This window comes from Shewanella sp. 8A, assembly GCF_023475945.1.
Lineage (GTDB): Bacteria > Pseudomonadota > Gammaproteobacteria > Enterobacterales > Shewanellaceae > Shewanella > Shewanella xiamenensis.
On the sequence record NZ_JAMDJP010000003.1, the window covers coordinates 205,307 to 229,982 of the forward strand.

Genomic DNA, 24,676 nt, shown 5'->3' on the forward strand with positions numbered 1-24,676 from the left:
TATATGTCAGCTGACACTATACCAAATGTAGCTATCAGCCAATTCCCTGCAACCATTTTAGTTGTCGATGATCAACCTATTAATATTCAGATTGTCTTTCAGGTTTTAGGCAACGAGTACAATATTCTGATGGCCACAAGCGGCAAACAGGCAATAAAAGTTTGCCACGACAGTCGGCCTGATCTCATTTTGTTAGATGTAGTAATGCCTGAGCAGGATGGATTAGAAACATGCAGGCAATTAAAAGCCGATAAACAACTGGCAGATATCCCGGTCATATTCGTCACAGGCTTGCAGCATGAAACGGATGAAGATGCCTGCTGGGATGCAGGTGGCGTCGATTTTATTCAAAAGCCATTTAATACAAATACATTACGTAACCGGGTAAAGGCTCACTTAGCCCTGAAAAGACAAGCTGACTTACTGCGTTCTCTCGCTTATCTGGATGGGTTAACCGGTATTTATAACCGCCGCTATTTTGATAACGTTTTATCAATCCAACTTGCCCAACATAGACGTAAACTGAGTCCTCTTGCAGTATTGATGATTGATATCGACTACTTTAAGAAATATAACGATACGTTTGGCCACTTAGCAGGAGATGATGCTTTACGTAAAGTGGCCAGTGCCCTAAAGCATAACGGGCGACAGGCTGACACGGTCGCCCGCTATGGAGGTGAAGAATTTGTAGTGTTGCTAGCCGATACCGATATAAATGGCGCAGTAACCGTGGCAAAAAAGATGCTGCATCATGTATTGGAATTAGATATCGCACACCCCCAAACTCCCGCCACCAAACTGAGCATCAGTGTTGGCATTGCCGTCGCCGATGAAGCGAAAGGCTACGATAGTAATATTATAGAACTGGCAGACCAGCAGCTGTATTTAAGTAAACAACGTGGTCGTAATACCTATTCGGTTGTACTAGCGTGAGGTCTGGCAAACCTATTACCAAAAAATTACTATCTATGAGTGATTAATTTTAAACTCTGTTGTTACCATGATTTTTACAGCATAATATTGAAACCGGCCAAGATAATTTACACAGAATACTGGGACCATAACCCGCTGCGCTGCTCATCGCCCTTACACTAACGTTCTGCTAACGACTAATAGCGGACTTTAATACCTGCACATTGTAATATCCGCTTCTGGCACAAAGCAGTCTTGGGCGTTATAGGTGCCATGCAAAATGTGTTAAAATAAAGCGATTAAAAGACCTTTGTTTGCTTATTTATGTTTTTATATTGACATAGTTTGGTAAAGTGTAAAAATAAATGAGGATGAGATTTTGTGTAAGTTAATTGTTTTTAATTGATTTTTTGCGTTTCACTCACTCACTCGTGAATGTGGTTGCTGCTTTTTTACGTATACTTCCCTTTTAATTTTCCAACTTTTACAGTGGAAACATAGTTTTTAAAAGCCCTGCAATATTTTGCAGGGCTTTTTGTTTATATGTGGCTTATCTTTCCTTTGAATAATTTTATTTGCTTAATTGTTAACAGTTGTTGCGGTTTAGGGTAGATTTTTTGAGTCCGCTAAAGGGCTTGAACTTTTGAAAATAAATTAACGTTATGACGACTACTAAAAGAAAGGAATTCTTCCATGGAAGATGTAATAAGTCAGGAAAATAATCCATTAAAGAGCGATGAAAAACAAATAACAGTAGATAGCAATATTCATAGAGTACCACTGTTTCATGTTTCACTTGCTAAATTTGTTATTATGTTTTTTGCTACCTTTGGTCTATATCAAATATACTGGTTTTATAAGCAATGGCAGGCATTAAAAGAGTATTATGATTTAGATGCATGGCCAATTGCTCGATGCATTTTTACGGTATTTTTTACACACTCTTTGTTTGTTTATGTTAATGAATATATTAAAGAAGATAATAGAAGTTATCGTTGGAATCATTCTGCTTTGGCGACAGTTTACGTTTTACTTGTCGTAGTCTCTAGTGTTCTCAATCAAATTGAGACTTTACCGACATCTTTGATTTTAATTTCTATTGTTATACCTTTAGCCGTTTTGTATCCATTGTATGAAGCTCAAAAAGCAATTAACTTTGCGCTTGAACCTTTAGACTACGAGGATAATTCAAGTTTAACTTGGTTGAATTGGGTTTGGATTGTTCTTTTTGGTTTTTATTGGGCTATGGTTATCTATGCATTAACTGTGTTAATCAGACTAGCTTAATTTAGAATAGAACAGGCTTTAATTAAGCCTGTTCTGAATTAACAATATGCGATAGAGGAATATCTTTTTATAAAGTTAACAACGAGTTTTCCCTCATATACTTTCAATTTCTAATGTCGTTTTATCTATTAATGCATGTTTTTTGATATTTTAAGTACGCTGTAAGGTATTGATTTTGTGACTTAAAGCGTTTTTGTGGTTATAGTGAAAAGTCAATTTATCAGTATTGAGGTAAGCATTTTCTCCGGTTAATGAATCGAATGTTGGAGAGAAAGTGAATTTTTATGAGCAATTTCAAGAAAATCCAGTTTAAACGTCTATGGCTATGGCTGTTCCTTATCAGCATGGCTTTACCATTAAGTGCGGTTGAAGCGCCTCTATGGCCTGAGTCGGCCAACCTGCCTTTAAGCGAACGAGTGCACAGTGGCACGCTTGCTAATGGGATGCACTACCTGTTAGTGAACAACAAAACCCCTGAGCAAGCCGTGATTGTCCGTATGCGGGTAGATGTAGGCTCGGTGATGGAAACAGATGCCGAGCAGGGTCTGGTGCATTTTTTAGAGCATATGGCGTTTAATGGATCTACGGGACTCCAGGCGGGGGAGATGATCCCTACCTTACAACGCTTAGGCTTAAGTTTTGGGGCTGATACCAATGCGGTGACTGAATTTCAGCAAACGGTTTATCAGTTTAATTTACCGAGCAATAGCCAAGATAAAGTCGATACCGCCTTGTTTTTAATGCGCGAAATCGCCAGTAATCTGTTGCTTGACCCCGCGCTAATCGAGCGCGAAAAAGCGGTGGTCTTGTCTGAACTGCGTGAACGCAGTAGTGCCGATTTAGAAAACTATCGTCACCAGTTAGCCTTTTTAATGCCGCAAACCTTGCTGTCGCAGCGCTTTCCTGTGGGAGAGGCGACTAGCATTCAAAATGCAAATCGTGAAACGTTATTGTCCCTTTATCAGCGTTTTTATACGCCATCGCGTACCACCTTAATCGTGGTGGGTGATATCGATGTCGGTCGTATCGAGCAAAAGATCAAGCAGCAATTTACCGACTGGAAAGCCGCGCCGCAGGCTGCTGGGGTGAAGGCACAATCCATCGGTGTGGTGCAGGCTAAAACCGCTGTTGAGGCGGCGGCATTTTTTGATCCAAGCCTGCAAACCTCGGTTTCGTTAGGCATGTTAACACCTCAAACACCGCTACCAGATACGCCAGCACTGCGTGAGCAGGAGATGTTATTAGATATTGCCCACGGTATTTTGTATCGTCGTTTAGAGTCACAGTTGCTCCATAGCCAAGGTTTGTATGGCGTGAGCTTACAAATCGGCCCGCAATACAATATTGCCTACGGCACGCAAATGACGCTGGGCACGCAGGAAAACAACTGGCAGCAAGGGCTTGCGTTGTTGGAACAAACACTACGTCAGGCGCTGGAATTTGGCTTTAGCCAACAAGAAATCGATCAGCAACTTAAACGAATTCACAAGGGCTATCAGCTCAGTGCCGCAGGCAGTAACACTATCCACAGTGTGAACATTGCCGACAGCTTAGTGAGTGCGGTAGCGAGCAGGCGCGTGCCTGTGGAGCCAGAGTGGCAATTGGCTCTGTTTGAAAAGTTGATGCCGAGTATCACGCCGCAAAAACTGCATCAGTTGTTTAAACAGACTTGGGAAGGGACGCCTTATCTGTATCTAACCAATAACAAACCCATTGAAAATATTGAAAAGCAACTCTTAGCCGCCTACAACGTGAGCCAAAAGCAAGCCGTAAAAGCGCCCGAAACCAAAGCCATTGCCGAGTTTGGCTATAGTCAATTTGGTGAGGCTGGACAGATTGTTGCCGAGCAGCGCGATGCCACAACTGGCATACGAAAGCTAGAGTTTGCTAACGGTGTGCGTCTCAATTTAAAACCTACATCTTTTAATCAGGGGCTGACGTTGGTGAGTCTCAATATTGGCTTTGGTGAGGTGCCATTCCCCGAGCTAGATGGTTTGTCTTACCTGTTTAATAGCGCCTTTGTGCAGGGCGGTTTGGGACTTCACGATTTAGACAGCTTGCAGGAGATTTTTGCAGGCCAAGATATCTCGGTCAGTTTGAGTTTACGTGAGCAGAGTTTTGGTGGCGAGATCAGCACCAATGCTGCCGAGCTTCGCACCCAATTAGGTGTACTAACGGCTTATCTAGTCGACCCGGGGATGGATAAGCAAGCCGAGCAGTTATTCCGTGAGCAAGTGATTGCCGAGCAGCAGAGCATTCATAGCAATCCACAACTGGAGTTTTCGAATCAATTTGCGCGAATTGCCCATAATGGCGACAAACGTTATGGCTATGGCAACCCTGATGAAATCCTCAAGCGTCAGTTTGCTGAACTCGCGCCCAGCTTCCATTCTGCGGTGCAACAAGGGGCGATTGAGCTGGCCATCGTGGGTGATTTTGATGAAAACCAAGCCATTGCTGAGGTTGCACAAACCTTAGGAGCGATTTCCCGTCAGCCGATCCCTAAGGGGCAGACTATCGTGCCTGTGTTTCCCAACGTGCCAGCACAAATGAGCCTGACGCATTATGGTCAAGTCGATATGGCAGCGCTCGCGCAGGTGTGGCCGACAGCGGATATGAGCAATCCCCGTGAGCTGGTGGGTTTAGGTTTGCTCGAGCAGGTACTAAGCATCTTACTTACCGAGAATGTGCGTGAGAAAGCGGGGGCAAGTTATTCGCCTTCTGCATTCTCATATAATGATTTAAATCCAACGGGATATGGTTATCTCGGCCTATTTAGTGTGACCACCACTACCATGTTGCCTGAGGTGGCTAAGCATTACGCCGCCGCAGTTAAGCAGGTTAAAACGCCTTCGGGGATCAGTGAGGATTTGCTCAATCGCGCCCGTCAGCCGGTACTGGAGTGGATGCAGATGGCGCCGCAAAGTAATAACTTCTGGTTAGATTTGGCCTCAACCGCCCAAAGCCAGCCGGAGCGTTTTGCGAGCTTTAACCAACGCTTGGCGTTGGTACAGCAGATCACGCCCGCCGAGTTAAGCCAATTGGCGCAGAAATACCTCAAGGATGATAGGCGTTTAACTATCGAAACCTTACCTGCACCCGTCACGGCTCCGTGAGCCATTAAACCGCAATTTATCTGAAGACCTACCTCCTGTGATACTCGTGTCACAAGAGGTTTGGTTTTTATTGGTGATTGAAATATTTGTCGGTCGTAATTGGAAATAACCGTTGTCGAAAATGCCACTCACGCTTAAGCGAAACCCGCATTAGGCTAAGCGCCATATTCTTGTAGAGTGGTGATGTGATGTTTCGATATCTGTTATGTAGTTTTGGCTTAGTCCTAATGTATCCGACGGGGATCGATATGTACTTAGTCGGGTTGCCGCAAATTGCGAGTCAACTTGGGGCGAGTGAGGCGCAGCTGCACATTGCTTTTTCTGTGTATCTGGCTGGCATGGCGACGACTATGCTGTTTGCAGGCAGTTTAGCCGATAGGATTGGGCGTAAACCCATTACACTTTTTGGCGCCTTACTGTTCGCGCTAGCCTCCTACTTTGCGGCGGGTTCGCAAACCAGTGATTTGTTTTTAATCGCGCGCTTTGCGCAAGGCATTGGTGCGGGTTGTTGTTATGTTGTCGCGTTCGCGATTTTACGTGATGTCTTAGACGATAAACGCCGAGCCAAAGTGCTCTCAATGGTGAATGGCGTGACCTGTATTATCCCTGTGATCGCGCCTGTGATTGGCCACTTAATCATGCTTAAGTTTCCATGGCCTAGCTTGTTTTACACTATGGCGGCGATGGGATTACTGGTATTCGCTCTTTGTCTATTGGTATTGCGTGAAACCCATTCTAAAGCAGCATTTCACACGCAAGCTTTGCCAAGTGCGCAAAGGGAATCCTTTAAACAAGGCTTTTTTATCAGTCGCCTGGTCATAACAACCTTAGGTGTGACCACGATTTTAAGCTATGTGAATGTGTCTCCCATGCTGATTATGGGGCAGATGGGGTTTGACCGTGGCCAATATTCCAATACCATGGCAATGATGGCATTGGTGAGTATGTTAGCCTCATTTTCGACGCCCTTTTTGCTTAACCAGTTTAAAGAAAAATCATTAATTTTGTTCTCCCAAGGGTTATTCTTTGCGGCCGCCTTAGTGTTTATCTTGACTCAATTGGGCGGGGTTAGTCATTCATTTAACCTCTTAGGGTTTGCTTTTGTTTGTTCTGGTTTTTCAATTGGATTTGGGGTGACCATGAGTCAGGCGCTTAGCCCATTTGTGGCTCGGGCAGGAGTGGCCAGCTCATTACTGGGGATTGCCCAAGTGTGTACTTCTGCGTTGTATATTTGGGTGATGGGTCTGCTCGAAGTGAGCGCGATTAATATATTATTAGCTATCCTCAGCGTTGGTGCGCTGGTAAGCATCACGCTAATGTTAGCGGTGCCTAAAATGTCGGAAATGGTAGCGAATGAGCAAATCCCTGAGTCGGCTTGACCTCAATCTGTTGTTTACTTTTCAGCTGCTATCGCAGGAGCGGAGCGTGTCTAAGGCCGCTAAAAAGCTCAATGTGACGCCATCGACCGTGAGTAAATCCTTGGCGAAATTGCGCGATTGGTTTGACGACCCACTATTCATTAAAACGCCCCAGGGATTGCAGCTTACGCCATTAGCCCAAAGCATGGAGCATGACTTAGCCGATTGGTTACAAATGGGCAAACAGCTTATGGGCAAGCGCGGGAACGATATGGCAAAAGGGCTCAGTTTTGAGCTAATGCTTGAGTCACCTTTATCGCTCATTATGCTTAATCAATTAACGCAGGCGATTTACCAACACTACCCTGATGCAAAAGTGAAGGTGCGCAATTGGGATTATGATTCACTAGAGGCCATTATTCGCGGTGAGGCAGACATAGGTTTTACTGGCCGAGAAAGTCATCCTCGCTCCAAGGAGTCCCTTGATTTATTGCCTTATTTTATCGATTTTGAGGTTTTATTTACCGATCTTCCCCAGGTGTATTTGCATCGAGATCATCCGGCCTTACAGGAAGAGTGGAATATAGACACTTTCTTAAAATACCCGCATATCAATATCTTGTGGGAAAAGAGCGAAACCTGGGCCTTAGATGATGTGCTTATTGAGCTTGGGTTAAGTCGTAATACTGTGCTGACCTTGGCCAGTTTTGAGCAGTCGCTGTTTGTCGCTGCAGAGCCTCACCACAGTATGATGGCAATAGCACCGCAATATTGTGAGCAATATGCCCGCCAATTACACCCTGACTTAGTCACTCGCCCGATCCCGATAAGTGGCGAATATCTTAATAAACTCGCCATTCCTTTTACCTTGATTTGGCATAAGAGAAACAGCTACAACCCCAAAATCACTTGGCTGCGAAGCAAGATAAAAGCCATTTATCAGCCGCGAGGGTGTGATTAAGGCTGTTAACCATCATAGCCCTACAAATACTCTGCTTTTAGTTACTCATAACGACTGGCTAGAACCAGATCGTTATCCCCTCGTATCCAATATTGCACGGTTTTTCGCATGGCGCATGTGATCAAAAGCTGGTAAGTTCCTTTTATTACAAGTAATTAACTATACGCGCTTTTGCTGTTCAAATAAGGTAATGGCACAGCATACTAATAAAAGGCTAAGTGCCCTGTGAGTTGGGAGTAATTTTTCAAATGAGCATTCAGTTAATGCTGATTAAGCTTCGAAAGAAAATTAGAGCAAATAAGATAAAAGTGATTGATGCAATCATTGCTGATCACTCAGCAGAAATATGCATAATTTGTGGCTCTCAAGAGCAGTTGACTAGGGAGCACGTGATTCCTCAATGGATCTATAATCGTTGTACTAAACGAACTTTTGAAACAACAACTAACGGTATTTCTCAAACGTACAATAAAACCACACTACCAGCATGCAAAGATTGCAATTCTAATTTACTTGGTTACTTAGAGAGGCATTTGAAGCATGAATTTCAGAGAGTCGATGTCAGTCACCAACAATTCTCCCAAGATACCTTAGAGTTAATTATCTTATGGTTAGAGACATTAGAGTATAAATTTCAAGTGCTTGACCTGAGAAGAAACTTAAATAGGGTAAAAGGGGCTGAATACATTCCTTTCATTGGCAAAATGCCGATAGCAATGTTTCAAGGTCCTATGGACACTAGTCCTGCAAAGGTATTTTCAAATATTCGTTCGGCATTGCAAGTATTGAGTGTGAAATCCAAGGTAGATAGGCTTAATTCCCTTTGTGTTATCCATACAACAAACAAAGACTTTCATTTTTTCCATTCTACGAATAACTTTATATTCATTGAGTTAGCTGAGTTCGGAGTCGCATTTTTCTACTTTTATAAACAAAAGTTTGAGGACTACAGCGTTGCCGTTCAGTCAGCCATGGGAATCGTTCAAGAAAACTATGCGGGGACAGGCGCATAAGGTATGAAGAGGGGCAATCCCATTTAACCGCAGCGATTAAGGCTGTTGTGATTGAGTTTAGTTGTTGCATTGCTCACATCTTACTGCGGCGTTTTACCCAATTGCTGGCAAATATATTGGATGCACAATTCTTGCTGTTGGCACCATAGCCCGTAGCTGACGGGGATAAGTTTAATCCCTGCGCGCTGTAACAGCTTATACAGTTCAATATCGAAAAAGTCCGCCCAAGGCCCTGGGTAACCGATTAAATCTATTGCTAAATATTGGTTACCATAGCGGCACAGAATATCCAGTTCTAGCCCCGCCATATGATAGGCGCGCCAGACTGTTATGCCTTTTTCTTCTATCGCGAGTGCCACTGACTGACCGAAGCTATCGAGGGAATCGACATAATTGTGTGCCGCTTGAAATTGGCCCGCCGATGCTAAGTAAGTTGCCAGTAAATTATTGTTGGGAAGCTCATGCGCTTGTACCGACAAAAATAGCCACTGCATTTGTTTAGCGCGGGTGATGGCGACATTGAACATATCGGCGCGATTTAAATACACGGCGGCGCGGCTGTCGTTGGCCGAAATGCTAAACGACAGCAGCATAATATCGCGCTCTTCCCCTTGAAAACCAAAGGGTGTGGCAATCCGTAATTGGTGACGCTCTAGTTGTTGTGCGCTAAAGCGCGCGAGGATTTGCTGGGATAAATACTCTGCCTGATTGCGAAAGCAGGAGAGTACACCAATGCTGGCGGGCACTAATACATTTTCTTGTTCATCAATCAGTTGAGCTAACTTTTCAATTAATGCCTCCGCTTCTATGGCGTTAATTCCTTTACTATCACGGCTGCCAGTCACCTGGACTCGGTGTAAGTGCCCTGAACTTGTGCAGGGTCTGTGCTGCATAATCTTCAGCATACCTTGATAAAACTGCTGATTACTAAATTGGATCAGCTCAGGTTTACTCCGAAAATGCTCATTTAAAAATACCACTTGGGATTGGCTCGCAAGGGATTGTGATACTAAGTCGAGCATACTGGCATCACGGTAGCTCATTAGGCCGCGGCAATCCGCAGCAAGTCCAAGTTGGGTCTGGATTTGGGTTTGTTTTGCACGGGATAAAAACGAGAAATGGCGCAGCTGTTTACTGTCGCCTACCACCAGTGCTGCTTTTGCCCGCTGCAAGGCCGGTAAACAGGCGGCAATATTGGCTTGGGTGGCTTCATCAATAATCACTAGATCAAACATTTGCTGCTCCATGGGCAGCACTTTATGTAAGCTGGCAAGGCTCGATAACCAAATGGGAAAGGTTTGCTTTAAGGCATCAAAATCCGTCTTGTAGAAGCCGTCGAGTTGCTTAGCGGACTGGCGAGCGCGAAGTGCACTGGCAAAACTCACCAGCGTACTGCGCTTATGTTTGAGCAATTGGTTTAATCGATAGTGAGTGGCCAATTGTAAGTATTTGAGGCTTAAGTCTTCTTTTTGGGCGATAAGGGCGGTTAATTTATCGAGCACATCCCATTGCTGGGCAAACTGTTTGATCCCCGCACGGTAAGCCCAGTTGTAAAATCCTAAGCGCCAGCGTGATTGTCCTTGTTGTAAGGTCGCCAGTTTTTGGCCGCGACGTATGGCGTGGCGGCAATGGTGTATAAAACCGGCTTCCATTTTAGTTTGCTCGCGAGTCACAGTATTAAGTTGCTGTTTTGCATTGAGTAGTCGGATATCTGAGATGGTTTCATCAGTCGCTGGATGCTGGCCATGGAGCATTTCATCTATCTGGTTTTTAAGGACTTTAATAAACTGCGGCGAGCCAGCTCGAATAAGACTGCTCCCAAGCTGGAATTGCTGCTGCAACTTGTCGGCAATCACATCAACGGCAACGTCGGTGTGGGCGACGATAAGTACCGATTTACCCCTTAATACCTGCTCCGCCGCCACGGTGGCGATGGTGTAACTTTTACCCGTTCCCGGTGGGCCCGATATCTGCCCCAAAGTATGGTTGGCCGCCACCTTTAAGGCTTGAATTTGCGCGCGGCTTAATAGCCCTGGAAGATAAGCTTCTTGGGTGTCGACATTGTGACTAACTGAATCTCGAGTTGGCGCTTGCCCAAACAGCGCTTGAAGCGGCGCAGAGTGTGAGGGCGCTGTGATGAGATTGTCGAGTTCGTGCAATATGCCGCGACTGGCCTGCGAACGCTCTGCAAGAATAATTTGGCTGCGACTAACCATAAATTGCCCACGTTTACGGCTAAGCTGAGTGAATTCAGCCTCATCGATCAGCTTGGGAAAATGCAATAAATGACTGGTATCAACATCGGCTTGGCCTGCCCGCAGCCAAGCTATCCAGCCACTGACATCCGTTGGATTATCGCGTAGCTCTTGACTTAAGCCGTGTCCCTCAACGACTAATTTTTCTAACAGGGCTTCGTTGATGGTGAATAGCCCGCCGCCAGAGAAGCTGTTATTAGATTCGAGGTAAATGTTATCGCCATCGGCCTGTAACTGACATTCACGGTACAGCAGTGGCGTGACGACTTTACGTTTTTCGCCATTAAGCTCGACAGTGCCACAGAAAAACAGACAACAGTGCAATAATACTTTTTCACGTAGATACAAGGCACTACGCGCCATTAATGCCGAGGCGGGAGTAAATGGCACCGGCAAGCGAGGCAGAAAGCCACTGCTTAACTCGTCTGCTCCTTGGAGCAATAGCTTTTCTTGCTCAGCAAGTTTGTGGCTAGACCACAGGTTAATTTCAGCACTATCGTGTTGAAAACACTGTTTGTAGTAGTTAAGAATCCCTTGCAAACCCTATCCATCCCTAAGGCTTAATTGGCGATGCGAGAGTAACCCAATCGTATAAGACGAACAAGGTTGTCGCGTATCTTGGGATGGAGCCAAAGCAGGTTAAAGTCCGAACGCCTGTGCTTAAAGCCAAATAATTTTTAGCGTAAAAGAAGTTATTTGAGTTGTAAGTAAACGTATCGCAAAAGGTATTTGTATCAATTCAGCGCCCGAAAAATGTGATTTGTATCAATATTAGCTTGGTTGCTGAAATGTTTGTTAAGTGTTTGAGTTTGTAAAATATTTGTTTTTGTTTTGAGTGGAAATTGCCATTGTTGTCATTGTATAACTGCGTAGACTGAACTGAAATTTTGTCTGCAAATGAGGGATACAATGCTTAACAATAAACTCAAAGGATTCGCAGTAATGACCTTCGCCTGTTTAGGGGTTACTGCTTGCGGTGGCTCCGATAATAACAAGGATGAGGATACCTCCAAAACCGATACCTATGTGCAATTTTACAACGCGACAGTTGGCAGCACTGATACCGCGCTGAAGATTGGCGATAAAACCTATGAAAGTGTGAGTTACGCCGATGCGATGCCACGCTTTACATCAACTCCCGGCGTGAGTGCTGTCGAGGTGATGGGTAAGGATGCGGCAAATAAAGATATTTCGCTCTATAAAGAGAATATCGATTTAAAAACGGCAACGGATCATTTCTTTGTTTTGCATGGGGATTTTGCCTCGCCAGCCCTTTTGAATATCAATTACTCGCGCACCGAGCTTGATAAACAAAATGCCGAGGCAGACAAGAGCAAAATGCAGTTGTTGATTGCCCATACCGCAACCAATGCACCAGCGTACGATGCGTATATTGCCAAGGCGGATAAAGGCTTTGCCGATGCGGTGATGCTTGGCAGCGTCTCCTATGGTGAGGTTTCAACGCCACAAATTTTGGATACGGGCGACTACAAAATTTATCTGACTGCCGCAGGGACGACCAATATCAGCTACACCACGGCGAGCATTAGCTTTAAAACCAAGGTGCCCTATAAGTTGATTTTAAGGGAAAGCTTTGGCGCATCAGCCGCTAAAATCAGTTTAGACAGCGTCGACTCTACCACCAATGTGCGTAACCATGTCGCCCTCGAAAGCAGTGTTGATTTTAGAGTGTTTAATGGCTTGGCCACACATAATGTTGATGTGAAAGTGGTGAGTAGTAAACAAGAAGCGCTATTTAGCAATGTGGCCCCCTTTGGCGTAACAGCCTATAAAGGTGCCGAGTTTAATGACTTTGGCGTGAGCGTATTTGACCATACTAGCCAAGCGAAATTACTCGACAATGTGCTAATCACCCTTAATCAAGATGATATTAAAACCATCTTTATTTACGAGCAGGGCAGCCAAGTGAAGGCGATGGAGATGAAACAAACTCAAACGCCAAGTCCCTACAGCTTCAAGTTCGATATCGTGAGTTTTGCCGATAAGAGTAACCTTACGTTGTACTTCTTAAAGGCGAACGACACTATTGATACGGCAACCTATAAGATCAGTGCGGTTAATCCGACAGCACCGCAATCATTAGTGGTGCCTAAAGGTGAGTATTCGATTAAGGTCATCTCGGTAGAAAATGGCTCAAAAACGGTGGTTTACGCCTCTGATATGATCGATTTTAATAATCAAGACAACATCACTATGGTGCTGAATAAGGATGCCTCAACTAGCTTTGGCTATAACCTAGTTAAGCTTTAATCGCAGCGGTTGAGCTGTAAATAAATTGGGCAATAAAAAAGCACTACCTAGGTAGTGCTTTTTCGTTTTAGCAGTCTCTATTCTGACAGTTTTAGCTCTTGGCCGGGTTTAATAATGCTCTTGGCATTGAGCTGATTCCACTTCATTAAATCGGCGAGTTTCACCTTGTTTTTACGCGCGATTTTATCCAGTGAATCCCCTGATTTTACTTTGTAGGTTTTGGCTTTAGCCACTGGTTTATCGGTCGATTTTGAGGTGGCGGCTTTAGTGCTACTCGCATTCGCTTTGGTCGATGATTTGTCTGTTTTAGCCTTAGCTTTTGCGGGCTCTGGCTCATTATCATTGGCCGCCATTGGCGTTAATAGCGTGAGCTCTTGGCCGACTTTTAGGCGATCAGAGGTCAGATTATTTGCCTGTTTTAACTCTTTGACTGATAAATCAAATCTAGCCGCAATCGAACCTAAGCTATCACCGGATTTCACGATATAGGTTTGGCTGTCGTAACGTTTTTGAGCATAGAGCTTGTGCTGATTTTCTTGATAGTGGCCAATGTTTTCAATCGGCAGGGCAATTTGGTATTTGCCTTTACTGGGGATCACGTTTTGACGGTATCCTGGGTTATAGGTTTTGAACTCCGCTTTAGTGAGTCCCGCAGCATTGGCGATTTGGCTTATTTCAACGCCATTGGGAGCGGGTAAGCGTTCCAAAAATGGGCGGTTTGCAATTGGCATTACTTTGAGATTGTAATGGCTTGGGGCGCGGATAATTTGGATAAATGCCAGCCACTTAGGCACGGTTTGTACTTGGCGAGCAGGAATATTCAGCGACCAGAAATCCGTAGGTTTGCCTTTAGCTTTGTTTCTATCGATAGCGGCTTTAATCACTAATTCGCCACTGTTGTAGCCCGCAACGGCGTTAATCCAGTCGTTACCTAAGGTGTCGTGTAAATGCTGTAAATAGTCGAGTACGGCATCGGTCGAGGCCAATGCATCTTTGCGACCATCGTAGGCTGAGTTGATCGTTAGGCCAAAGTTTCGGCCCGTAGCGGGGATCATTTGCCAAAGTCCGGCGGGGCCATTTGCTTGCGCCAGCGGGTTATAACCACTTTCGACAATTGGTAATAGTGCCAGTTCTAGTGGCATATTGCGGGCTTCGAGTTGACTCACAATATAGTATAAAAATGGCTCGGCACGCTGGGTCACCTGAGTCATAAACTTTTGCTTATCATCGAAAAAGTTACGCTGTTTGCGTACTTCTGCATCGTCATGCACATCAATAGTACGGGCGTGTTGAATTTTCTCCCATACATCGGCATAGCGCTCGTCGACAACCTCTTTTTTATCATGATGAGATTGTGTGGTATCTCCGCTATCACCTTCAGCTTCTGGAGCTGTGGTGGCAAATTCCATGGGCGAGGTTTGCGCCGATGTTGTCGCACAGCCACTGAGTTGGGCTGTCAACATGGCGATCATTAGCACTGCTAATGCACTCGGTTGGCGAAAGGTTTTCCGCATGATTATCCTGTCATTTTTGCTAACTTGGCGTTATACCCAAACAGCCTAACTCGATGCAGGCTTCTGTGTTTAAGACTGCCGAAACGGAGTGTTTGTGTACGCCATTTCTGTATTGCAGCAATTCAAAATGTGGTCGACATTTGTCCTTGATGCACCTTGAATGAGAGCACCCTAGGCGCTCTGAAACTGATATCTTTAGGTTGCTTGGGTATAGATAATGTTGCACATGCTAATCTGTTTTGCGGTTTCTGGATAGCTTTGCTGATAATTTGACCACCTAGGTCACATTTAGATTTACCACTAAATAAGCTAACATAGCAGCGATTTTTCATTGATGTGGGTTAGAGAGTGCAGACGTTAACGCAGTTAAAAGCAGGACAATTACAAGGGGTTACTCGATTACAGTTGGTTGAAAACCTCACTGAGTTTCCGCAGGAAATCTTTGATTTAGCCGATACGCTGGAGATCCTCGATTTATCCAATAACCAGTTAAGTTCACTGCCCGACGATTTACCTCGCTTAGCCCATTTGAAGATTTTGTTTGCTTCGAATAACCGCTTTGAAGTGCTGCCAGAGGTGTTAGGCCAGTGTCCGAAACTGGAGATGATAGGCTTTAAGGCGAATCAAATTCATTCGGTACCTGAGGCGTCATTGCCCTTGCACACTCGCTGGTTGATCTTAACGGATAACCAAATCACCGCCTTGCCGGAGTGTATGGGGCAGTTGCAGCGTTTGCAAAAATTAGCCTTAGCGGGCAATCGCTTAACCTCGCTGCCAGCATCCATGGCCCAATGCCATAACTTAGAGTTAGTGCGTTTATCGGCAAATGCCTTAGCCGCGCTGCCGAGTTGGTTGTTTAAGCTACCCAAACTTACTTGGCTGGCGTTTGCGGGCAATCCCTTTAGTCATACGCTGGTCGATCCCCATGCCGATGTGGCCAGTGTGCCCAATGTGACACTAGCGGACATCGAACTCGGAGACAAATTAGGTGAAGGTGCCTCCGGTATTATTTACCAAGGGCGTTGGTTAAATTCCGCAATGGTGGCTGCCACGGGGAGCGAACATATTGCAGTGAAGCTATTTAAAGGGGAGGTGACCAGTGACGGTTACCCTGCCGATGAATTGGATTGTTGTTTAACCACGGGCGAGCATCCCAATCTTATCAAGGTATTAGCGCATATCAGCCAACAGGATCAGCTAGGGCTAGTGATGTCGCTAATTCCCCAAGGATTTTATAACTTAGGTTTACCGCCTTCCCTTGAAACCTGTACCCGCGACACCTTTAAGGCGGGGACCAAGTTCAGCCTGAAAGATATTACTAAAATAGCTTTGCAATTGGCTGACACCCTAGCGCATATGCACGCCCAACATATCAGTCATGGGGATGTTTATGCGCACAATATGATGATTAATCAGCAAATGTCACTATTATTCGGTGACTTTGGCGCCGCCTCAAACTTAGCAAAATTATCTACATCGGAGCGTAATGCCATGCAGGCCATAGAGGTGCGGGCCCTAGGCTGTTTGATTGATGACTTATTGCCCTTTGCTGGTGCCAATGATGATGAAGCGCTGCGCGCTCAACTGCGACAGTTAAAAGCACTCTGCATGCAGCCGGAATTATCCTGCCGTCCACGGTTTAGTGATATCGCGAAAACATTAACTGCGCTGTGTTAAGTTAGCGCATATGGTATGAATAAACTCGAGGGGTGGTTCCATTGGTGAAAACCGATGTAGAGATATTTAATCAAGAGCGACTCAATCTCATCAGCAATGGAGAGCTGGCATTATGAGTTCGATTTCAAAACTGGTTTGGCTTAGCCTCTGCGTAAGCTCGTTTTTCTCTGCACCCGTTTGGGCTGGATTTTGGGATAACCTTTGGCAGCCTGAACAACCTGTTGACCAAACTACACCACCCAATAATGCACAGCGTTTTGAGTTTATGGGGAGTTTACCTGCTCATACCCAACTAGAACTTGTGGGTTATTACACTTCCTCTCTTTGTACCCGCAAAGAAATCCGTTTCCCGAATGGTGATATTGCCAATCCCTATCGCGCCACATTGAATAAAAGCTCGGTATTGCGTCAATCGCTTGAAAGTGGCGCTGTCGCTAAACCATTCACCCTTACGTTAGCCTTACAAGGGGGCGGAGATTGCGATTGGCAGTTGGAGGACTTAGTCCTTGACCTTAACTTGATGCCAAGTCATCCCATATGGCAAAGGGTTAAGTCATTAAAAGACAACTATTTACATACGTCACCATTATTAACATCGAGCGAGCCACCGGCCAAAGCCTCGCCCCATGATGGATTTTATTTAAGCCAAGAGCTAACTATCGAACCCATACTTGCTGGCAGTGAAGAAGATACTAATTTGGTTGCCGCGTTACCGCTTACCCTTAATCCTGTGTATTACCCAGTGGTTATCTATAGCCCCAAAACAGATAGCCCCTTTGAGGTAAAGCTTAAGAGTAATTTGCAGTCGACCAGCAGTTTATGGTCGAGCAGTGCAACGCAAATGGTGCGTTTCGATAAAGAGGCTGTGCTGCGGGTGCAGTTTAATCCAGAGGTTTTGCCTGATTATCAAGTGAATGTGTGGCGCCAAGCTGACGATATTTCGGTGCATTACCCCGATGGTACCGAATATCGTTATCCGCGTGGAGATGTGCATCTCTATGCCTATGGTAAGCCTGAATCTATGCTCAATACCTTAAGCGCAAGCACCAAGGCCGAAGATAAGCGATTGCTAGCGCACATCTATTGGGCAGGTCATGCACTGGCGCAGGATAAAGAAAAAGCGCGTAAATTCTATCGAGAGGCGGCCGAGGGTGATGACTTAATTGCTATTCAGTGGATGCAATCACAGGCCGCCTATGCGGGGGAGGTTGAGCAGAGCCAATATTGGTTACAACGTGCGGCTAGGCTTGGGGATATGGATGCCAAAATGGCACTTATTCGTAAGCCCTTTGAGACCATACTGCAAGGCAAGTCAAATACCGCCGAGGCAAAAAGCGCAGAAGTTAAGGCTTGGGAGCAGTTAAAACAGTTGGTTAGTCAAGGTGTGCCAGAGGCTATGAGTATGATGGCTCTCTACCAAGTATTGCCTTGGTCGCCCTACCATGATGCAGCGGCGGCATTAGCCAATTATCGCTTGAGTGTGCAGGCTGACCCCGCTTTGGCCCTTAGCGCTGCCAGTGATTACTATTATTGGCTAGAGGATTTTGAACAAAGCCAAGAGTTTTGGGAGATTGCCGCCGAGCGGGATTTGTATGCTGCCGCAGAATATGCCGATATCTTATTGAAACCAGCGCAGCGTAACCCACAAAGAGCTCGTTATTGGCTTGATAAGGTTGCCTCTCAAGGTGAAAAGCAAGGTATTCAACAAGATGTGCTTGGTAAGGCTTATTTTCAATTGGCCAGTTTACTCGATGCTGGAGAGGGCGGCGATGCCGATCCCAAGCGTGCACAAATCCTGTACCAGCAAAGTCTCGTATTGGCTGAGCGTTTTTCAAATGATTATGCCGCTCAAGCGAAAGAAAGACTCAAATCCCTTGAAGAGCGCCTGTAGCTAAGTTAACAGGGATAACTCGATAACAGGCTTATTCAAGCCATAGGCAAGACAGGGAGATTAAGCTATGGCTTTTCAATTTGATACCTATCGTTTTAATACCGAAGATGCGATTCAAGTGTGTGTAGGTGCCTTTGCGCTCGCGGTGCCCATCGGTTTTTCTGAAGAGGCATGGCAACTCGGAGAAACCTTACCACTACTGAATTTGCTGATGTTATTTGGTTTGTCGTTGCTGTTTCTCGGAGCGTTTACTTACCAGAGTGTGTTCCAGCAGAATATTCGTCACCGCCTGCCGGTATTTATTTTCCGGATTATTATTGCCTATTTGATAAGTGCTTGTGTCGTCAGTTTAGTGCTCTTGTGTCTCGATAAGTTGCCCTTAATTGACGACACCATGACTTCCTTTAAACGGATTATCGTGATTAGCATGCCCGCTTCTATGGGAGCGATTGTGGTGGATAGCTTCGATAAGGAATAAGTGTGGGCTGATGTCATGACTTTTGTCACTGGTGCATTTAGGTTATGTTGCTCATACTGGAACCCAATAGATCGATTGTAAAAGGACGCATTATGAACCCAGCAACCCTTGCATTACTTATCCCGATTTTTGCCATTGTGGGAGGATATGCGGTCGCGATTATGAAAATCCGCGAGCGCGGTAGTTCTGCCAATAATAAGCTTCAGGCAGATAACCAGTTGTTACATATTGAACTTGATAAACTTCGCGAACGGGTTGAAGTATTAGAGCAGCTAGTGACCGATGAGAGTTTTCAATTAAAGCGAGAATTTAAGCGAGTCTAGTCCTAACAAATATGGTCATGGTGCAGCCGAGTGCCATGACTCTAGCTTGTATCTGGTTGCTCAAGTCATCGGGTGAGTGAAATGCCAAAACTGAGGTAGACTCGTGACCATTATGTTGTTAGCCCAATGTTGAGCCATTAAAGAACGAGTGAATATGTTTCTATCGCCTTATTTTTCAAAGCAAAATCAATCAATTTCTGTTTCTGCACAACAAGCCAGTGACTTCGCTAAAAAAATCGCTCAAGACTTTAACCCTATCCACGATGTGGGCGCAAAACGTTTTTGTGTGCCTGGCGATTTGTTATTTGCCTTAGTCTTAACCCAATATGGGCTAAGCCAAAGCATGAAGTTTACCTTTGCTGGCATGGTCGGTGATGGGGTTGAGCTGCAATTTCCTGAACAAGTGAACGACAGCTTTTCGATTTGCGATAACCGCGATAAAACCTATTTACATGTCACTCGCCAAGGTGATGCTAGCCGTTGTGATGCACAAACCGAATCTTTTATTCGTAATTATGTGGCCTTCTCGGGACACAATTTTATCGACATTCTGATGCCCTTGATGAAACAACATCAAGTGATGATCAATCCTGAGCGTCCCTTAGTAATCTACGAAAGCATGTCATTCGACTTGACGACACTCGACTTTGTTGAAGTAAACCTATCGCTTGTAGAACAAGAGCTTAAGATTGATGGCAAGCGTGGCGATGTGACGCTGCACTTTGAACTGCACAGCGGCGATATCTTAGTCGGTACCGGAATTAAAACCTTAGTGATGAGTGGCCTTCGCCCCTACGAAGAGGCGCAAATGCAGCAGATGTGTGCCGCCTACGAAGGGCGAAAAACCGAGTTTTAATTTGATCTAAGGCCCGCTTTATCGGTCAGGTCTCTAGGGCGAGATAATTGGGGATAAACAGTGGTTTGGGATAATGATTGACTGTATCCCAAACCAAGGGGTTTTAATGCTAACGATGTTGCTCATCAATCGACAGTTGGGATACGGTATTGGCGACATTTTCCGCGCCAGTACGAATATGGCTCATCACAGTTGTCACTTCTACTAACTGCTGTTTACCTTGTTCAGCGATTCGCTCCACCTCGTTCATCATGCTGGTGGCACTGGCGGTTAGCTGGCTATTTTTCTCAACCACTGCGGCAATTTCATTGGTGGATTTACTGGTCCTTGCGGCAAGCTGACGTACCTCATCGGCCACCACAGCAAAGCCTCGTCCCTGTTCGCCAGCACGGGCCGCTTCTATTGCTGCATTAAGTGCCAGTAGGTTCGTCTGGTCAGCAATGGAGCTAATGGTAGCGACAATCGCTTGAATACTTTGGGATTGCTCATTGAGTTGGGTAATAGATTTAGTGGTTTTTACCGTTTGTTCCGCGATAGCATTTGAAGTATTAACTGTCGCATCCAGTAATTTAACACCTTCAATAGCTTGCTCTACTGTGAGTTGGGATGTCTCAAGTGCAATATCCGCCGCTTGTCGTACAGCATGACTTTGCTCAATTCTTTTAGTGATATCACTCGCAAATTTAATGACTTTAACCACTTTGCCATTTTCATCCACCACAGGGTTATACACGGCCTCTAGCCATACAGAATTCCCATAGGCATTTTTACGCTCGAAGAGTCCTTGTTGATATCTACCGTGTTTGAGTTCATCCCAAAAGCGCGGATTCTGTTGATAAAAGGCATCGAAACATAATATTCGATGGTGTTTTCCTACGATTTGCGCAGCTTGATAACCCATGGTTTTTAAGAATTTTTCATTAGCCTGCAAAATGGTGCCATCGGGTTTAAATTCAATAATGGCTTGGGCACGATTAAGCGCAGTAAAAATGGCCATTTGATCATCGAGTTTGTGTTTATCTTGGGTGATGTCAGAGGCAATTTTCATAATTTTGATGACTTTGCCGTCCATCTTGATCGGAAAATAAGTTGCCCTTAACCAGACCTCTTCGCCATCTTTACGGAACCGTTGAAAATTGCCTTCTTTAGGTTGGCCTGATTTTAGGCTTGTCCAAAACTGCTGGTAGCTAGGTGAATTCGCTAATTCTGAGGAGCAGAATAATCTATGGTGTTTGCCGACGATCTCATGCAGGCTATAACCTATTTCATTCAAAAATATATGGTTAGCATCAATAACAACGCCTTCTGGCGAGAATTCGATAGTGGCAATACAATCCTTTATTGAGTCAATAGTGGCTTCAGCTTCCTTGCGTTTAGTTTCACTGATTTCAAGGCTTTTACGTAATGAAGAATTAAACACTGAAGTACTCCTAATGAGTTTGGCAAACTCAAAAACGGCTATGCGACATAATGCCCAAAAATCTGAACCACATGGATAGTGTTAAATATAGCTAGGATTTTAGTCGTTGCTTGATTTCTGAGTCATTTATTAACAAGTAGAATACTCCCAAAGAGTTGGGTTAGATCATTTTTTATAAAAACGGGGCAGGATAAATGGATAGCCAAGGTAACCTCCTTGTTACCTTGGCTTAGGGGTTAAGCGATTTTTTCTATTTTGGCTGGGAGTCCTTGCCGCGCCGATGCGCCACTGGCCCAGTCCACCAGCGGATAGCGCCCATGGCGGCTTGGGTCGAACAGATTCAAGTCGTTCATATTGACCCCGACGCGGATCAGCGGATTGGCGGCAATCTTTTTATCATCGATGACTATGTCCCGCGCGCCTAACTCCTTATGGCCATAGCCGTGCTCGATGGCAATGCAGTCGGGATGCACGCCCGCCACACACTCCACCAAGGCCACCACACTGCCATTAGGCGTGCTGATCTTAACCGTGTCTCCGGTTTTAATGCCAAAACGGGTGGCGGTTTGCTCATTGATGCGCACCGGATTATTGGGGTGTACTTGGCGTAAACGGTCCGAACCTATACTCATCGAACTCATGGTGTGCGACTTATAACTGCTGATCAGCAGCGGCCACTGTGACTTATCGAATGCTTGCTCCAAGGGCGTGCCGTTGGCGAGCGCAGGGTGATAACGCCGTGGACAGCCGCTCATATATTCGCCGCTCAAGCTATTGCGCCGACTGCCGACCTCTGGGTTCCACAGCATTAAGGGTTTTGGCCACACCTTGCTGGGGTTGCCCGCCTCGTCGCGACCCGCGCTGATATTCTCAAAGCGGCCACCACGGGCAAATAAGTAACTGACTTTTTTGACCTCTTCGGGTTTTAGCCGGGCATTGAGTTCCGCTTGAATGCGCCCAACACCACTGAAGTACATATCCTCGGCAGTGATATCGGCAACGGGTTTACCCAGATAAGCCACGTTTGCTGCGCCGTAGAGCGAAAAGTCAGCCGCGCGGCTCAGGGGATGCAAACTGCCATCGGCGGCCTTGACTGCATTGGCACCAAAGCCGGGCAGATTGAGCTTTATCGCCACTTGGCTAAGGAAGGATTCCATACAAATCACATCACCGTCGGCAGTTTTGGCGACCCTCGGCTCGACAATCGGCCAGCGGCCGGTGGCTTCTTTGGTGAGCGTGCCATGCCACGCAGCGCTCCAGCCCCAAGATTCATAGGTTAAGGTGTCGGGCACTATGTAGTCCGACAGCGCCGAGGTCTCATTGATAAAGCTGTCGATGCTGATAAATAGCGGTAATACTTTGGGATCTTTTAATTGTGCACCAATGGCTTCGCCGAGTCCCGCCTGACCATAAATCGGATTACCCATATGGTTGATCCACGCCTTGAGTCGATAGGGATAACCGTGCACAGCCGCAGTTAAATGCTCACCGAGTAGGGGCGATGAGATAGGGAACCAAGGCTCCTTCGACGGATAGGGCGACTCTCCCGCTTCGACTTTACGGCGATATTCAGAGGTTTTCTCGTAGGGGAACTTAGAGCGGGAAAGGAATACGCCCTTAGGTTCGACCATGCCGTCAAAGTCCTGCAAATTGTACCTTGGACCAGCACCAAAGGCGGGGAAGGTGCCACCCTTAGCTATCGCACCGCCCTTAAGATTTAGGTTACCAATCATGGCGTTAAGCATCATGATCGCCCATGCGCTGTAAAAACCGTTTGCACTCATAGTGCCGCCGTGGGAGATCACCGCCGCCTTAGTGCCATGGCTAGTAAACTTGTGGGCGAGTGCGGCAATTTGCGTCTCGCTGATATCGCACTCCTTGGCGTAGTCGGCCATCTCGACACTGCGCGCGGCTTCACTGAGCAGCTTAAAACTGGATTTCACGCTCAGCTCGCCCTTTGGCGTATTCACGCTTTGCTCCACCTCAAGTTGCGCCTTGGCGCATTGTCTGGCTGGTAGGATCTGCCCAGTAGCGGCATCGACAACCAGTGGAGAGTCCTGCTCGCCATAGGCTTTGCCTTCGAAGGGCAAGCCGAGATCGCTGGCATACAAATATTGGCCGTATCTGGGGTGATTTGGCGTGCTGATGATTAAGAAGCTGGCATTACTGAAGCCTCGGTAGCCTGCTGCTTTCGCCGCCTCGGCATTGGGCGCGGTTAAAAACGCACTGGCGTAGCGCTGGTTATCGATAATCCAGCGCAGCATGCCCATGGCGAGGGCTGAGTCGGTCGCGGGGCGGATCGGCAGCCAAGTATTGTTACCTGCGCAGGGTTGGTTCGAGGTGTTGGGCAGCATGGGCGATACCACCACATAACTAAATTCCCGCCCATCGACCCGAGCGTTGGCCAACTGCCGTGCTTGGCGTTTAAAAGGGTTGCCCGACTGCTGCGGTGAAGTACCGATAAACAGCAAAAACTCACTATTGTCCCAGTCGGGCTTAAGGTGGGCGTATTTCTTTAAATCGTCGAGCAGGGCACCCGCACCTGCGCGATAGGTAAAGCCGCAATAGGCGCCGTGGTTGGCAAAATTTCGCGTGCCGAAGCTATTGAAGGTAAAGCGTTTAATGATCACATCTCGGCCTTCATCCGAGGCATTCGATACCAATAGCTGGTTAGCTTTGGGGCCGTATTCAGGATTATTGGTATCGAGTGGCGTGCTGATATCGCGAATCGCTCTTAAGCCCTCCACATGCCCCTCACCAAATAAGTCACCGCCATCGACAACCTCAGTCAGCAGTTGCTCGAAACTGATGCTTTGCCATTGCCCACTGCCGCGCGGCCCTACTCGTTTAAGGCATTGGGTGACACGGTAGGGGCTATCTAATTGTTCTAACATGGCATTGCCACGGGCGCAGGCGGTGGAACGCCCTTGTAAGCCTTGCTCTTGATAGGCGCTTAAGCCGACTAAGGCGGTTTTGATCGGGGTATCGAAGTCGATATGTTCCCGCGCCGAGAGCGGATGATAGGGATTGCCGCTGATGCGGAGAATTTTATCTGTCTTATTATCAATACGGGCGCGCACGCCACACTTGGTCCAGCAACCGAGACACATGGTATTGGCGATGCGTTGTTCATCGTTGCCAATCAGCTGGCCTGAGGTTAGATCTACTTTATATTCAGGGGCTAGCGAATTGCCATGGATGGGATCTTGGGTGGTTTTCCCCGAACTGCCATGCACGACCCCTTTGCCCATTTGCGCTAAGGTATGGCTGTAACCTGCGGCAAATAACCCCACGCCACCCGTCACAGCTGCGCCTTTGATAAAACGACGTTTACTCTTATCCAT

The 24,676-nt window shown here is 46.1% G+C and carries 16 protein-coding genes; 12 read left to right on the forward strand and 4 right to left on the reverse strand.

Annotated elements, in window-relative coordinates:
• The first annotated feature begins 3 nt into the window (after positions 1 to 3).
• From M0413_RS03665 to M0413_RS03690, 6 genes are all read left to right on the forward strand, one after another.
• Positions 4 to 933, forward strand: a complete 930-nt coding sequence (locus M0413_RS03665) for a diguanylate cyclase (RefSeq protein WP_218678307.1) — start codon at positions 4 to 6, stop codon at positions 931 to 933.
• Between the two features lie 672 nt (positions 934 to 1,605).
• Positions 1,606 to 2,199 carry a hypothetical protein gene (locus M0413_RS03670; protein WP_047536355.1) on the forward strand — a complete coding sequence of 198 codons (594 nt, stop codon included), beginning with the start codon at positions 1,606 to 1,608 and terminating at the stop codon, positions 2,197 to 2,199.
• Positions 2,200 to 2,483: 284 nt separating this feature from the next.
• Positions 2,484 to 5,315, forward strand: coding sequence for a M16 family metallopeptidase (locus tag M0413_RS03675; RefSeq protein ID WP_249553206.1), 2,832 nt, complete (start codon positions 2,484 to 2,486; stop codon positions 5,313 to 5,315).
• A 188-nt stretch (positions 5,316 to 5,503) separates the two neighbouring features.
• Positions 5,504 to 6,694, forward strand: coding sequence for an MFS transporter (locus M0413_RS03680; RefSeq protein WP_069454248.1), 1,191 nt, complete (start codon positions 5,504 to 5,506; stop codon positions 6,692 to 6,694).
• The gene (gene yidZ / locus M0413_RS03685; protein WP_069454249.1) at positions 6,669 to 7,634 is read left to right on the forward strand and encodes an HTH-type transcriptional regulator YidZ; all 966 of its coding nucleotides are present in this window, start codon (positions 6,669 to 6,671) and stop codon (positions 7,632 to 7,634) included. The genes M0413_RS03680 and yidZ overlap by 26 nt, the downstream gene beginning before the upstream one ends.
• Before the next feature lie 248 nt (positions 7,635 to 7,882).
• On the forward strand, positions 7,883 to 8,647 hold the full coding sequence (locus tag M0413_RS03690) for a hypothetical protein (protein ID WP_069454250.1): 765 nt from the start codon (positions 7,883 to 7,885) through the stop codon (positions 8,645 to 8,647).
• Between the two features lie 80 nt (positions 8,648 to 8,727).
• Here M0413_RS03690 and M0413_RS03695 read toward each other — a convergent pair whose 3' ends face one another.
• Positions 8,728 to 11,442, reverse strand: coding sequence for a DEAD/DEAH box helicase (locus M0413_RS03695; RefSeq protein WP_069454251.1), 2,715 nt, complete (start codon positions 11,440 to 11,442; stop codon positions 8,728 to 8,730).
• A gap of 369 nt (positions 11,443 to 11,811) precedes the next feature.
• Between M0413_RS03695 and M0413_RS03700 the strand changes: the two genes are divergently transcribed.
• Positions 11,812 to 13,173 (forward strand): DUF4397 domain-containing protein, encoded by a 1,362-nt coding sequence (locus tag M0413_RS03700; RefSeq protein WP_069454252.1) that lies wholly within the window; start codon positions 11,812 to 11,814, stop codon positions 13,171 to 13,173.
• Positions 13,174 to 13,250: 77 nt separating this feature from the next.
• On the opposite strand, the gene M0413_RS03705 is transcribed toward M0413_RS03700, so the two are convergent.
• A complete protein-coding gene (locus tag M0413_RS03705) occupies positions 13,251 to 14,687 on the reverse strand; it encodes a LysM peptidoglycan-binding domain-containing protein (RefSeq protein ID WP_069454253.1) in 1,437 nt (478 codons plus the stop codon).
• Positions 14,688 to 15,035: 348 nt separating this feature from the next.
• On the opposite strand from M0413_RS03705, the gene M0413_RS03710 reads away from it, so the two are divergent.
• The 5 genes from M0413_RS03710 (at position 15,036) to M0413_RS03730 (ending at position 19,912) form a co-directional block, all read left to right on the forward strand.
• The gene (locus tag M0413_RS03710; protein WP_069454254.1) at positions 15,036 to 16,364 is read left to right on the forward strand and encodes a leucine-rich repeat-containing protein kinase family protein; all 1,329 of its coding nucleotides are present in this window, start codon (positions 15,036 to 15,038) and stop codon (positions 16,362 to 16,364) included.
• A gap of 112 nt (positions 16,365 to 16,476) precedes the next feature.
• Positions 16,477 to 18,255 (forward strand): tetratricopeptide repeat protein, encoded by a 1,779-nt coding sequence (locus tag M0413_RS03715; protein WP_069454255.1) that lies wholly within the window; start codon positions 16,477 to 16,479, stop codon positions 18,253 to 18,255.
• A gap of 67 nt (positions 18,256 to 18,322) precedes the next feature.
• The gene (locus M0413_RS03720) at positions 18,323 to 18,733 is read left to right on the forward strand and encodes a DUF2391 family protein (protein WP_037431171.1); all 411 of its coding nucleotides are present in this window, start codon (positions 18,323 to 18,325) and stop codon (positions 18,731 to 18,733) included.
• A gap of 92 nt (positions 18,734 to 18,825) precedes the next feature.
• Positions 18,826 to 19,056 (forward strand): hypothetical protein, encoded by a 231-nt coding sequence (locus M0413_RS03725; protein WP_037421910.1) that lies wholly within the window; start codon positions 18,826 to 18,828, stop codon positions 19,054 to 19,056.
• Positions 19,057 to 19,210: 154 nt separating this feature from the next.
• Positions 19,211 to 19,912 (forward strand): DUF3581 domain-containing protein, encoded by a 702-nt coding sequence (locus M0413_RS03730; protein ID WP_037421914.1) that lies wholly within the window; start codon positions 19,211 to 19,213, stop codon positions 19,910 to 19,912.
• A 109-nt stretch (positions 19,913 to 20,021) separates the two neighbouring features.
• Here the strand turns inward: M0413_RS03730 and M0413_RS22920 are convergent, their stop codons facing one another.
• Together M0413_RS22920 and M0413_RS03745 are read right to left on the reverse strand one after the other, a co-directional pair.
• A complete protein-coding gene (locus M0413_RS22920; protein WP_037421917.1) occupies positions 20,022 to 21,332 on the reverse strand; it encodes a methyl-accepting chemotaxis protein in 1,311 nt (436 codons plus the stop codon).
• Positions 21,333 to 21,568: 236 nt separating this feature from the next.
• Entirely contained in the window at positions 21,569 to 24,676 is a 3,108-nt protein-coding gene (locus M0413_RS03745) for a tetrathionate reductase subunit A (RefSeq protein ID WP_069454257.1), read from the reverse strand.

Bases quoted from the DNA above. Each gene is read 5' to 3' on its own strand.
- M0413_RS03675 (WP_249553206.1), top strand. From the start codon at position 2,484: ATGAGCAATTTCAAGAAAATCCAGTTTAAACGTCTATGGCTATGGCTG.
- M0413_RS03700 (WP_069454252.1), top strand. From the start codon at position 11,812: ATGCTTAACAATAAACTCAAAGGATTCGCAGTAATGACCTTCGCCTGT.
- M0413_RS03680 (WP_069454248.1), top strand. From the start codon at position 5,504: ATGTTTCGATATCTGTTATGTAGTTTTGGCTTAGTCCTAATGTATCCG.
- M0413_RS03725 (WP_037421910.1), top strand. From the start codon at position 18,826: ATGAACCCAGCAACCCTTGCATTACTTATCCCGATTTTTGCCATTGTG.
- M0413_RS03705 (WP_069454253.1), bottom strand. From the start codon at position 14,687: ATGCGGAAAACCTTTCGCCAACCGAGTGCATTAGCAGTGCTAATGATC.
- M0413_RS03665 (WP_218678307.1), top strand. From the start codon at position 4: ATGTCAGCTGACACTATACCAAATGTAGCTATCAGCCAATTCCCTGCA.
- M0413_RS03715 (WP_069454255.1), top strand. From the start codon at position 16,477: ATGAGTTCGATTTCAAAACTGGTTTGGCTTAGCCTCTGCGTAAGCTCG.
- M0413_RS03745 (WP_069454257.1), bottom strand. From the start codon at position 24,676: ATGGATAAGAGTAAACGTCGTTTTATCAAAGGCGCAGCTGTGACGGGT.
- M0413_RS03690 (WP_069454250.1), top strand. From the start codon at position 7,883: ATGAGCATTCAGTTAATGCTGATTAAGCTTCGAAAGAAAATTAGAGCA.
- M0413_RS03720 (WP_037431171.1), top strand. From the start codon at position 18,323: ATGGCTTTTCAATTTGATACCTATCGTTTTAATACCGAAGATGCGATT.
- M0413_RS03670 (WP_047536355.1), top strand. From the start codon at position 1,606: ATGGAAGATGTAATAAGTCAGGAAAATAATCCATTAAAGAGCGATGAA.
- M0413_RS03730 (WP_037421914.1), top strand. From the start codon at position 19,211: ATGTTTCTATCGCCTTATTTTTCAAAGCAAAATCAATCAATTTCTGTT.
- yidZ (WP_069454249.1), top strand. From the start codon at position 6,669: ATGAGCAAATCCCTGAGTCGGCTTGACCTCAATCTGTTGTTTACTTTT.